This is a genomic window from Pseudolactococcus plantarum, assembly GCF_002441715.1.
GTDB classification, from domain to species: domain Bacteria; phylum Bacillota; class Bacilli; order Lactobacillales; family Streptococcaceae; genus Pseudolactococcus; species Pseudolactococcus plantarum.
The window spans coordinates 26728-39170 of the sequence record NZ_JXJX01000002.1 but is presented as its reverse complement, the minus strand read 5'-3'; the positions used below and the strand labels follow the sequence as shown (position 1 = coordinate 39170).

Genomic DNA, 12443 nt, shown 5'->3' with positions numbered 1-12443 from the left:
TTTATCCTGCACCATGTTGTTTACCACTATGTGACGAGATTACCTTTATAAAAAAGGAAAGAGGACAGAGTATGAAAGAAGAAATGCTTGCATTGATTTTAGCTGGAGGTCAAGGGACACGCCTAGGCGCATTGACATCTAGTATCGCCAAACCTGCTGTACAATTTGGTGGACGATATCGAATTATCGATTTCGCTCTATCAAATTGTGTAAATTCAGGGATAAAAAATGTTGGTGTGATTACACAGTATGAACCACTGAAGCTCAATGCCCACGTTGGTAACGGATCTGCTTGGGGATTAGATGGTATAGACAGTGGGGTAACGATTTTACAACCTTACTCAGCTACGGAAGGAAATAAGTGGTTTGAGGGAACAAGTCATGCTATCTTCCAGAATATGAGTTATATCGATAAGTTGGATCCAGAGTATGTTTTGATTTTATCTGGGGATCATATTTATAAAATGGATTATGACGATATGCTAAGTGTCCATAAAGATAGTCATGCGACTTTAACAGTAGCTGTTATGGATGTACCTTTGGACGAAGCAAGTCGATTTGGTATTATGAATACGGATACGTCAAATCGCATCATTGAGTTTGAAGAGAAACCTGAACATCCTAAATCAACCAAAGCCTCAATGGGTATCTATATTTTTAACTGGAAAGAACTCCGCCAAATTTTAGCAAATGGTGAAAAAAATCAGGTAGATATGAGTGATTTTGGTAAAAATGTCATTCCAGCATATTTAGACTCAGGAGAACCTGTTTATGCCTACGAGTTTTCAGGCTACTGGAAAGATGTGGGGACGATTGAATCATTACATGAGGCAAATATGGCCTATATCTCACCCGATAACGAGCTTGATAGCCGTGATCGGAGTTGGAAAATTTACTCACATAATGAATTTGCACCACCTAATTTTATTAGTGAAACGGCCCAAGTCAGAGATTCACTCGTTGTCGATGGTGCGATTGTAGCAGGGTCTGTTAAGCATTCGATTATTTCAACCAATGTTCAAGTTCATGAATCAGCTGTAATAGAAGATGCTTTCATCATGACAAATTGTGTGATCGAATCAGGAGCAGTAATCAAAAATGCCATTATTGGTGAAGGCACACGAATTGGTGCTAATGTAGAAATTATTGGTACTGAAAAAGAGATTGCAGTCGTTGGGTATAAAGAGGTAGTGGGGGTAGAAAATGAAGACAGCTAAATATTGCGCGATTTTAGGAAATGCGCTAGGCACACATAATCTCGGTCAGTTAGTTGATTCTAGACCACTTGCGACTTTACCGTTTGATGGTAAGTATCGTTTGATTGATTTTCAACTATCAAATCTCGTGAATGCAGGGGTTACCAATATTTATGGTATTTTCTCTCAAAAGAACGTCCCATCTGTTCTGGACCATATTCGAACAGGTCGTGAGTGGGGATTAAATACTTTATTAAATCACTTTTTCGTTGGCTTTTATAATAACGATGATCGTGAAGAAGTCGTATGTGACCCAACTTACTATCCACAATTGTTAACTTTCTTACGTCGTTCATATAGCCAATATACAATCTTTTCTACGGCTGATATTTTATGTAATATTAATTTGGACCAATTGATTCATGTGCATGAAGTTAACCAAAGGAGCATGAGTATTGTCTACAAAAAAATGACTAAAGATCAGATGAGTTCAGTGAATAGTGTCCTGAAAATGGATGAAATGGATACGGTCACATCGGTCATTGACTATGCTGAACAGGATTATTCAGATGATGAGCTGATCAGGATGTCAACAGGGATTTATATTATCAATACGGATTTCTTGATTGGCATGATGGAGAGTGAGCAGCATCAAGAAAAACCTCGCAAATTAAGATTCCTTTTACTCAACAAACTTGTTGAATTAGGGGCGCTTGGTTATGAGTATACAGGGTATATGAAGAATATCTACGATGTTAAATCTTACTTTGATGCCAACATGGATATGTTAGATCCGAAAAAATTTACTTCTTTACTGCATGCAACCCAAAAAGTCTATACAAAAGTAAAAAATGAAGAGGCAACTTATTTTTCAGAATCCTCTGAAATCTATAACGCACAGTTTGCTTCTGGTTCTGTTATTGAGGGACGTGTAGAAAACGCAATTATTTCAAGACGATGCCAACTTGGTAAACAGGCATCGATTAAAGAGTCAATTATTTTTCCAAACGTGCAAATTGGTGAAGGGGCAAGCATTGCCTATGCTATTATTGATAAAGGCGTGGTCATAGACCCAGGTGTCAAGGTGATTGGTACAGCAGCACAACCGATTATCGTGGCGAAAAAAGCGCATGTGACAGAGGATGTAAGGTTATGAAGATTTTATTAGCAGCAGCAGAGGCAACACCTTTTATCAAAACAGGTGGTTTAGGTGATGTGATTGGGGCTTTGCCAAAAGCATTACATCAGCAGTCAGATGTTGAGATACGTGTGATTCTACCTTATTATAAAAAGGTGGCTGAAAAATATGGTCAGCAAGTCACTGATGTATTTTGGACATTTATTCAAGTAGGCTGGCGTTGGCAATATGTTGGCATTAAACAAATAGTCGTTGAAGGTGTTACCTTCTATTTTGTCGACAATGGCGATTATTTTACGAATCGTGATGAAGTCTACGGTTATGCTGACGATGCGGAACGATTTGCCTATTTTCAGTTGGCGATTCTAGAGGTTATTGAGCGGTTAGAGTTTGTACCAGATATTCTGCATGCCAATGATTATCACACAGCACTCCTACCTTTCTTAATCAAAGAAAAATATCACTGGCGACAAGATTTTTCAGCCATTAAAACAGTCTTGACGATTCATAATATAGAATTTCAAGGTCAATATGATAAAGGCATCTTACCAGACTTTTTTGGTATGGGAACTGAGCGTTATGAAGATGGTACAGTCCGCATGGCTGGCTGTTTTAATTGGTTGAAAACAGGTATCCTATATGCAGATCAAGTGACAACTGTTTCACCAACCTATGCACAAGAAATTCAAACAACCGAATTTGGTAAAGGGTTAGATGGGATCTTGCGCATGGTATCAGGTAAGTTATCTGGATTAATTAATGGGATCGACACAACGCTTTATGATCCGATGACAGATGAGCATTTGGTTGCTCACTTTAATGCAACCGATTTAAGTGGCAAAGCAGTAAATAAAGCGAGTCTTCAAAAACGAATGGGGCTACCAGTAGATGCAGACATTCCTTTAATCGGAATTGTCAGTCGATTGACTTATCAAAAAGGCTTTAATCTAGTCGTAGATGAGATGGAAAACTTGCTACAAAAAAATATACAGATTGTTTTATTAGGAACAGGTGATCCAAAATTTGAATCTGATTTTGCTTATTTTAGTCAGTTATATCCAGAAAAAATAGCAGCTAAGATCACTTTTAATCTTGAGCTGGCACAGATGATTTATGCAGGTAGTGATCTCTTTTTAATGCCATCAGCTTTCGAGCCATGCGGTCTTTCTCAAATGATGAGTATGCGATATGGGACATTGCCAGTTGTGCATGAAATAGGTGGTTTAAAAGATACAGTCGTTGCCTACAATCAGTTTGATGGAAGTGGTACAGGATTTAGCTTTGCCAATTTTTCAGGCTATCAGTTAGTACAGACACTGTTCTATGCATTGAGCATTTATGAAAATGAGCCAAATACTTGGCGAAACTTACAAAAACAAGCGATGACAACTGATTTTTCATGGGATAGTGCAAGTCTGAATTATCTCACCCTTTATCAAAAGTTACTCGCCTAGTCATGCAGTGAAAAAGTTGTTAGTTATGCAGTAGCATACGGTATAGTCCATATAAAATAAAACGAGGTAGCGGTCATGGAACAGTTAACAAAAGAACAGTTTATAAAAGCGTTTAAAGCACAGCTGCATACAGATTATCTAGTGGATAATAGTGAAGCAACAGCAGAAGAACACTTTAGAACATTAGGAAAACTCATTAAACAATATGTGATGTCTGATTGGCTACGTCAACGTGATGAGATTATTAAAGAGCAGAAAAAAACGGCTTACTATTTTTCAATAGAATTTTTACCAGGTAAAATGTTGCAGACTAATTTGTTAAACTTAGGCATCTATGATCTAGTTGCCGAAGCACTAGCAGAAATTAATGTCGACTTGAATATCTTAGTAGAAGCTGAGCGTGATATGGCCTTAGGAAATGGTGGTTTAGGTCGTCTTGCTTCGTGTTTCATGGATAGTTTACCGACAATCGGTGCGCCTGGATTTGGTAACGGTATTCGCTATAAATATGGCTTGTTCAAGCAAAGAATTGTGAATGGCTACCAAATTGAGTTACCGGATGCCTGGTTACCATCAGAAGGTAGTGTCTGGGAAACGAAGAAGCCCCATTCAGCAGTAGATGTTAAAATATACGGTAGTGTGTATTTAACACCTCAGGAAGATGGTGTGTTAAAGCCGGTTTATGAAAATGTTAAGACGCTACACGCAGTACCTTATGATGTGATCCAAATTGGGTTTAATAATGGTGTTGTCAACAACTTACGTTTATGGGATGTTGAACTCCCTGAAAAATACGAACTAGATTACCAAACGCTTGCAGATCGTCGACGTGTTGAAGATATAACAAGTTTTCTATACCCAGACGACTCATCACGTGATGGTCAAGCTATGCGCCTGATTCAAGAGTACTTCATGGTATCAGCTGGTTTACAGACAATCGTCTCATCTTACGCTAAAATGCAATTGCCAATGGAAAAAATCCATGAAAAAGTAGCTGTGCATATTAATGATACACATCCAGCGATGGCAGTACCTGAATTAATGCGCATTTTGATGGATGATTATGGTGTCGATTGGGATGATGCTTGGGCAACAACAACGCAAGTTATGAGTTATACCAACCATACAGTCTTATCTGAAGCACTTGAGAAATGGGATGCTGGTTTATTTAAAGAAATCGTGCCAAGGATTCATCAGATCGTTGGAGAAATAGATCGTAAGTTTGTCAAAGAATGGGCTGGAAAAGTTGATACTGGCATTATTGAACGGACACGTATTGTTCAAAATAACCAAATTCACATGGCTAATCTAGCGATTATAGGTGGTCATTCGGTTAATGGTGTTGCTAAGCTACATACGGAATTATTGATTGAAGATGTCTTAAAAGAATTTTACATCCTTTTTCCTGAAAAATTTAATAATAAAACGAATGGGATTGCCCAACGACGTTGGAGCCAAATCGCAAATCCTGGTATGTCAGCGCTACTTGATGACTTGATTGGCAAGGATTGGCGCTCAAATATTCATGAACTCTCTAAACTAGAAGAACAGCTCACAAATAGTGATGTTCAATCATCGTTTTATCAAGTGAAACAGGCTAACAAACAAAAATTAGCTGATTACGTGAAAAAGACACTTGATATTGCGTTACCAGTTGATGCGATTTTCGATGTGCAAGTGAAGCGACTTCACGCCTATAAACGTCAGTTGTTAAATGTGATGCACATTATCAAATTATATCAAGATTTGAAGGCTAATCCAGAATTAGACATGACGCCACGTGTCTTCATTTTTGGGGCAAAAGCTGCACCAGGTTATCACTTTGCTAAATCAGTCATCAAAGTTATTAATGAATTAGCTAATCTGATTAACTACGATACAAGCTTAAATGATAAACTAAAAGTAGTTTTTCTAGAGAACTACAACGTTAGTCTGGCAGAGTTGATTGTGCCAGCAGCAGATGTATCAGAACAAATTTCTACAGCAGGTAAAGAAGCTAGTGGTACCTCAAATATGAAATTTATGATGAACGGTGCATTAACACTCGCAACGTTAGATGGTGCTAACATCGAAATAAAAGATGCAGTTGGTGAAGATAATATTGTTATTTTCGGTATGGATAAAGATGCTGTCTATGCCCATTATGACAAGCATGATTACAATTCTCGGGCAATTTATGAATCAGATCAAACAATTAAACGCGTTGTTGACGCGTTTATAGATGGGACGATTCCAAATACGCACTATGAAGGACATGAAATTTGGGATGCGCTTGTTTCTTATAATGATGAGTACTTCTTACTAGAAGACTTTACTGATTATGCTGAAAAACAAGCCTATATTTCAGAACTTTATCAAGATAAACATAAGTGGCAAGCTAAAGTCATCAAAAATATTGCTAATTCTGGCAGATTTTCAAGTGATGACACAGTTGAAGGCTATGCCAAAGAAATTTGGGGTATTCTTTAATATCGACATACCAACGCATAAAAAAAGATCATCATACTGATATGATGGTCTTTTTTGACTGTATAGCGTTATTTAGATTTGATATAGTTGATCCCATCTGCTTTAGGCGCAGCTGATTTACCAAAGAAGAGTGCGAGGACAACGATAGTCACCACATAAGGGGCGATTTGGAGATAGACAACAGGCCAATCACGTATGACGGGTAACTGAGCACTAATCACCGCTAGAGACTGTGACAAGCCAAAGAAGAGGCTTGAGAGCATAGCGCCGACTGGTTTCCATTTACCAAAAATCATGGCAGCCATCGCGATAAAACCTTGTCCAGCGATCGTTGAACCTGAGAAGTTTACTGAGATAGATTGTGCAAATATTGCACCACCAATCCCACCTAATAAACCAGAAATCAATACACCAGAATATCGCATTAGATAGACGTTTATACCCAAAGTATCAGCGGCTTGAGGATGTTCACCGACAGAGCGTAATCTCAAACCAAAGCGTGTTTTGAAAATAATAAAATGAGCGATGAAAGCGACAAGGATCGAGATATAGCCGATCAGTGACGTATCTTTGAAAAAGATATTACCAACAACAGGAATTTTAGATAAGACAGGAAAACTAAAGTAACCAAAAGAGTTTTGGATATTATCTGTTTGCCCTTTATGATAAAGTGCTTTGACAAGGAATACAGCAAGTGCTGGTGCCATCAAGTTGAGTACCGTACCTGAAATAATATGGTCTGCCCGAAAATTAATGGTTGCAACAGCATGTAACAGTGAAAAAATGATACCGACAAGGCCACCAAATAATGTCGCAAGCCATGGTGTTGCTGCACCAAAAGTAGATGAGAAAGTGAGGTTAAAGACAATCCCAGAAAATGCACCCATTACCATAATGCCTTCAAGACCTACATTAACAATCCCTGCACGTTCTGAAAATGTACCGCCCAAACTTGTAAAAATTAAAGGTGTTGCATAAATCAGCATTGATGAAATAACTAATTGTAACATTGCGCCTAGCGTCATAGCTTATCTCCTTTTATGACTTTTTTCTTAAATTGAAATTCTGGTAAAAATTTATCGATCACAAACTTAATACCAACAAAGAAGATGATTGTGGCGATAACAACTGAGATAATTTCTGCTGGAATACCTGTGTTGGTCATACCAGGAGCACCAACTTTTAGCGTTGAGAAGAGGAAAGATGCAAAGAAAATACCTATTGGCGAACTTTGTCCGAGTAACGCAACCGCCATACCATCAAAGCCGATTTGTAGATTAGTTGTTTGGACGAAGAAGTTTTGGAAGGTACCCATACCTTCGATAACACCACCTAATCCAGCAAGTGCACCAGCGATAGCCATTGAGGTAATGACTGTACGTTTGGCTGAAATACCAGCATATTCTGAAGCTTCTGGATTCAAACCAACAGCACGAATTTCAAATCCAAGTGTTGTTCTTGACAACAAGATACTAATAATAATTAAAGCAATAACAGCTATGAAAATACCGATATTGATACGAGAATTATCTGTTAACTGCGTCAAAAAGTCAGTTCTAAAGGTTGCATTTTTGCCAACTGATACTGTACTATCCTTAGACTGCATGAAGGTTTTGCCACCAACTTTGATTTTACTCCAAACGTTATGAACGATATGTGTCGTCATAAACAAAACGATATAGTTCATCATAATCGTTACGATGACTTCGCTCGTACCAAATAATGCCTTTAAGACACCAGGAATCAAAGCAATAATCGCACCAGCCAGCATCCCTATGATGATGACTGCAGGAATCATAACAAGTCTTGGTAGATCAGGATTTGTTAAAGCAAACCAAGCAGCAGCTAGCCAACCAGCTAATGCCTGTCCTGACATCCCAATATTAAATAAGCCAGCACGATTAGCGACTGCAAAAGAAAGTGCAGTTAAGATGAGTGGTCCCATGCTACGAAAGATCTCGCCAATAGACTTAGTTGTACCAAATGCTGCTGTGAGTAAATCCTCATAGCCCCATAGTGGATTGTAACCAAATATTAACATGATGATTGCCCCTAATATAAAACCAAATAAAATGGCGATAAGCGGGACTAATGTCTTTTTAAGATTGAAATTTTTCATTAATCTGTATGTCCTCCAACCATTAAAACACCTAGTGCTTGTTTGTCTGTCGTTTCAGGCGTTACAACACCTTGAATTTTTCCATCATGGATAACAGCAATACGATCAGAAACATTAAGTATCTCATCGAGTTCAAAACTAACAACAAGGACAGCACGACCCTCAGTACGTGCTTGGATTAATCGTTTATGTATATACTCAATAGCCCCAACATCAAGCCCTCGTGTTGGTTGGCTAACAATCAATAATTTAGGATTACGATCGATTTCTCTTGCGATGATAGCTTTTTGTTGATTACCACCTGATAGTGATTTGACTGAAATCAACTCATTATCACCACGAACATCGAACTCGGCCATTAATTCTCTAGCATGTTGGTTAATCTGTGAGTAATCAAGCATACCAAACTTGCTTAGTGGTGGTTGATAGTAGGATTGTAATGCGATGTTTTCAGCAACTGACATATCAAGGACCAGGCCATCTTTGTGTCGATTTTCAGGGACATGACTGACACCCATCTCCGTAATCTTACGAGGAGACAAGTTGTTAATGTTAACACCGTTGATTAAAACGTTACCACTTTCCACTTTACGTAGTCCAGTGATTGCCTGAATCAGTTCTGACTGACCATTTCCATCAATTCCAGCAATCCCAACAACTTCGCCAGCACGGACTTGTAGATTTAGTCCTTTAACTGCTTGAGCACCCCTAGATTCATTGACGACAAGATCGCTAATATCTAAGACAACTTCCTTTGGTGTTGCCGGTGTTTTTGCCGTTGTAAAGGATACACTGTGGCCCACCATCATCTCCGCAAGTTCTTGATTTGATTTACCTAAAACGTCAGTCGTTTCAATAGATTTACCACGACGAATAACAGTCACACGGTCTGCTACTGCACGAATTTCATCCAATTTATGGGTAATCAAGATAATTGATTTACCTTCTTTGACAAGACGTTTTAAAATTGCCATCAACTCATCAATTTCTGCTGGTGTTAACACAGCAGTAGGTTCATCAAAAATGATAATATCAGCACCACGATAAAGTGTTTTTAAGATTTCAACACGCTGTTGTTGGCCAACTGAGATATCTGCTATTTTAGCATCAGGCGTAACTGATAACCCATAACGTTCTGATAACTCTAGAATTTCTTTTTCAGCTTTTTTAAGGTCTAATGTGACACCTTTTGTTGTTTCGTTACCCAAAATAATATTTTCAGTAACTGTAAAGGCATCAACAAGCATAAAGTGTTGGTGTACCATCCCAATACCAAGCTCACTTGCACGAGAGGGTGAGCTGATAGCTTCAGGTTTGCCATTAATCAAAATCTCGCCTTCTGTTGGCTCAAGTAGTCCTGAAAGAATATTCATGAGCGTTGATTTTCCAGCACCATTTTCACCTAAAAGTGCATGAATTTCACCCTTACGTATTTGGAGATTGATGTGATCATTTGCAGTAAATGTACCGAAAATTTTCGATACATCACGCATTTCAATAACATTTTCTATCATATTATGGCTTTCTATATGTTTTTTTAGTCTTAATAATTATAACAAAATATGTTCATAAATAACTAGGTTTTTAAGAATAAAATATTAGTTATATATGCTAACATCTGTCATTTGGAGTGGTTAATAGTTAAATCATAAGGTATGGACACTCTGATTTAACCTGAATTGTGGTCTTAATGGTAGCAGTTTAGCTGATATATTGAGATAAAAAAACAAACCTACAAGTCTATTGTAGATTTGTTGAGCTTGTTAATCCTTTACGTAAAAGGTGATTATTGTTCAGGAACTTTTACCTCACCTGATTTGATTGCTTGACGTGCTTCATCAACAGCTTTGATTGCTTTTTCAGACATGTTGTCATTGATCAAGTCAACTGAACCATCTTTGATACCGTAAGCGATGTGTTTGCCACCTTCAAATTTTTTGTTTGCTGCATCGTCTGAGACAGTTTTAACAACTTGTCCGACTTTTTTCAGAGTTGAAGCAAGTACGAAGTTAGCGTTTTTACCATCTTTAGATTTGTAGTTACCTTCAGCTTTTTGGTCACGGTCAACACCTAATACCCAAACTTTATCAGCTTCAGATTTACCTTCGTTAAGTGCTTTAGCTTCTGAGAATACACCAGCACCAGTACCACCAGCAGCTTGGAAGACTACATCAGCACCAGATTTGTATTGTGCAGCTGCAATTGTTTTACCTTTAGCAGCATCAGAGAATGATCCAGCATATTGCGCATCTACTTTGATAGCGGGATTAACAGAAGCGACACCTGCTTTAAATCCTGCTTCAAAACGTTTAATAACTTCACCTTCCATACCACCAACAAACCCAACTTTATTTGTTTTTGTTGTCTTAGCAGCAGCGACACCAGCTAGGTATGATGCTTCGTTATCCATGAAAGTTGCAGAGAAAACATTTTTTTGATCTTTAATGACATCATCGATGATCACATAGTTGACAGCTGAGTTATTTTTAGCTGATTCTGCGATAGCATCACGTAATGCAAAGCCAATACCGTAGATGAGTTTATAACCTGATGATGTAGCACTATCCAAATTTGTTGCATAATCTGATTCAGAAGCTGATTGGAAGTAAGTGTATCCTTTGTCTTTAGCAAGACCTTTTGATTTACCCCAACTTTGTAGGCCTTCCCAAGCTGATTGGTTAAATGATTTATCATCAACACCACCAGTATCAGTCACGATCGCTACTTTAAGATCAGTTTTTGCATTGCTGTTTGATGCAGATTTGTCACGACTACCACATGCTGCAAGTGTTAAAACAGCAACAGCTGCCAATCCTAGACCTAATACTTTCTTGTTCATCAATGTGCCGCCTCCAGAAAAATTTTTATTTGCTAATTTATAGCGTTAAATTAATTTTAACCTACTTTAAATGCCTTAACAAGTTATATGGAAATTTCTTTGGGTTTTTATAGTCAATAGTTCGGATTTTTGTGAAATAGATTAAAAAGTGTAGATTAGACAGAAAATCTAGATTAAGCGACTTTAGATCACGCGCATAAAAAAAGCATATCAAGTGATATGCTTCATGATTTACTTGCGTTGTTTACCTGCATTTCGATTTTGCTTTTTATTCGTCGCAATACCGCTATTAAATGCTTGTTTTGCTTTAGCAACATCTTTAGGTGTGACATCTTTCAACCCTGTAGTTTTGACAACAGGTGGGTTTTCTTTAAACTCTTGATCAATTTTTGCTTGTAAATGAGGTTTGATCATAAACGTCACGATTAATTGTTGAATCACCCCAAAGATACCACCAATTACCCAATAAAGAGTTACACCGGCTGGTGAGCTAAAAGAGAAGAAGACGATCATTAACGGACTCATGTACATCATCGTTTTCATTTGTTTCTTTTGATCTTCATCAATTCCGATTGTTGAGATATAGCTTTGTAGGAAGTAGAAAATACCAGCGATAATTGTTAAAACAATACTAGATTTTCCGAGATCAATTCCGAGAAAAGTAGCTGATGAGATACCATCTGTGTAACGTGCTGCATAGAAAAGAGCTGAGAAAAATGGCATTTGTATTAACAGTGGTAAACAGCCAATAGAACTCAACATATTAACACCGTTTTCTTTTTGTGCGGTCATTAATTCAGACTGAGCTGCCATTTTTTCTTCATTTGTTTTGGCATTTTTCAACTTAGCTTGGATGGGTTCTAAGATTGGTTTTAAATAACGCGTTTTTTCTTGCATATAGCTTGATTTGTAGGCTTGATTCAAGCCTAGTGGTAGAATGATCAAGCGAACGATCACAGTTACCAGAATAATTGCGACACCAAATCCGAAACCTAAATTGTGAGCGAAGAATTCAACAGCAGCACTCATAGGTTTAACAAGTAAGTTATAGACAATTCCTTCTCCAGTTGGCTTACCATTTTTTGTTTTAACACACCCTGTTAAAAACAATACTGCTGTTAGCATGACACCTGATAGTAAGAGTCGTTTAGTTATTTTTTTCAAAAAGATTTTCCTAATTTCTAATATATTATCTACAGTTCGATTTTTCCAAGCTAAATCAACTCAA

At 37.7% G+C, this 12443-nt stretch carries 9 protein-coding genes; 4 read left to right on the top strand and 5 right to left on the bottom strand.

What is annotated here, in order from left to right; all coding sequences use genetic code 11:
• Positions 1-71 precede the first annotated feature (71 nt).
• The 4 genes from RU87_RS01315 (at position 72) to RU87_RS01300 (ending at position 6257) form a co-directional block, all read left to right on the top strand.
• A complete protein-coding gene (locus RU87_RS01315) occupies positions 72-1217 on the top strand; it encodes a glucose-1-phosphate adenylyltransferase (protein ID WP_068164446.1) in 1146 nt (381 codons plus the stop codon).
• On the top strand, positions 1204-2352 hold the full coding sequence (glgD, locus tag RU87_RS01310) for a glucose-1-phosphate adenylyltransferase subunit GlgD (protein WP_068164445.1): 1149 nt from the start codon (positions 1204-1206) through the stop codon (positions 2350-2352). Before RU87_RS01315 ends, glgD begins: the two co-directional genes overlap by 14 nt.
• Positions 2349-3788 carry a glycogen synthase GlgA gene (gene glgA, locus RU87_RS01305; RefSeq protein ID WP_068164443.1) on the top strand — a complete coding sequence of 480 codons (1440 nt, stop codon included), beginning with the start codon at positions 2349-2351 and terminating at the stop codon, positions 3786-3788. Before glgD ends, glgA begins: the two co-directional genes overlap by 4 nt.
• 75 nt (positions 3789-3863) lie before the next feature.
• Positions 3864-6257 (top strand): glycogen/starch/alpha-glucan phosphorylase, encoded by a 2394-nt coding sequence (locus RU87_RS01300; protein WP_068164438.1) that lies wholly within the window; start codon positions 3864-3866, stop codon positions 6255-6257.
• A 68-nt stretch (positions 6258-6325) separates the two neighbouring features.
• Here RU87_RS01300 and RU87_RS01295 read toward each other — a convergent pair whose 3' ends face one another.
• The 5 genes from RU87_RS01295 to yidC form a co-directional block, all read right to left on the bottom strand.
• Positions 6326-7282, bottom strand: coding sequence for an ABC transporter permease (locus tag RU87_RS01295; RefSeq protein ID WP_068164435.1), 957 nt, complete (start codon positions 7280-7282; stop codon positions 6326-6328).
• The gene (locus RU87_RS01290) at positions 7279-8376 is read right to left on the bottom strand and encodes an ABC transporter permease (protein ID WP_068164431.1); all 1098 of its coding nucleotides are present in this window, start codon (positions 8374-8376) and stop codon (positions 7279-7281) included. Before RU87_RS01290 ends, RU87_RS01295 begins: the two co-directional genes overlap by 4 nt.
• The gene (locus tag RU87_RS01285) at positions 8376-9890 is read right to left on the bottom strand and encodes an ABC transporter ATP-binding protein (protein WP_068164429.1); all 1515 of its coding nucleotides are present in this window, start codon (positions 9888-9890) and stop codon (positions 8376-8378) included. Before RU87_RS01285 ends, RU87_RS01290 begins: the two co-directional genes overlap by 1 nt.
• A 272-nt stretch (positions 9891-10162) precedes the next feature.
• Positions 10163-11215, bottom strand: coding sequence for a BMP family lipoprotein (locus RU87_RS01280; protein ID WP_068164427.1), 1053 nt, complete (start codon positions 11213-11215; stop codon positions 10163-10165).
• 231 nt (positions 11216-11446) lie between these two features.
• A complete protein-coding gene (yidC, locus tag RU87_RS01275) occupies positions 11447-12379 on the bottom strand; it encodes a membrane protein insertase YidC (RefSeq protein ID WP_068164423.1) in 933 nt (310 codons plus the stop codon).
• Positions 12380-12443: the final 64 nt, after the last annotated feature.

Bases quoted from the DNA above. Each gene is read 5' to 3' on its own strand.
- RU87_RS01300 (WP_068164438.1), top strand. From the start codon at position 3,864: ATGGAACAGTTAACAAAAGAACAGTTTATAAAAGCGTTTAAAGCACAG.
- RU87_RS01280 (WP_068164427.1), bottom strand. From the start codon at position 11,215: ATGAACAAGAAAGTATTAGGTCTAGGATTGGCAGCTGTTGCTGTTTTA.
- RU87_RS01295 (WP_068164435.1), bottom strand. From the start codon at position 7,282: ATGACGCTAGGCGCAATGTTACAATTAGTTATTTCATCAATGCTGATT.
- RU87_RS01285 (WP_068164429.1), bottom strand. From the start codon at position 9,890: ATGATAGAAAATGTTATTGAAATGCGTGATGTATCGAAAATTTTCGGT.
- RU87_RS01290 (WP_068164431.1), bottom strand. From the start codon at position 8,376: ATGAAAAATTTCAATCTTAAAAAGACATTAGTCCCGCTTATCGCCATT.
- glgA (WP_068164443.1), top strand. From the start codon at position 2,349: ATGAAGATTTTATTAGCAGCAGCAGAGGCAACACCTTTTATCAAAACA.
- glgD (WP_068164445.1), top strand. From the start codon at position 1,204: ATGAAGACAGCTAAATATTGCGCGATTTTAGGAAATGCGCTAGGCACA.
- RU87_RS01315 (WP_068164446.1), top strand. From the start codon at position 72: ATGAAAGAAGAAATGCTTGCATTGATTTTAGCTGGAGGTCAAGGGACA.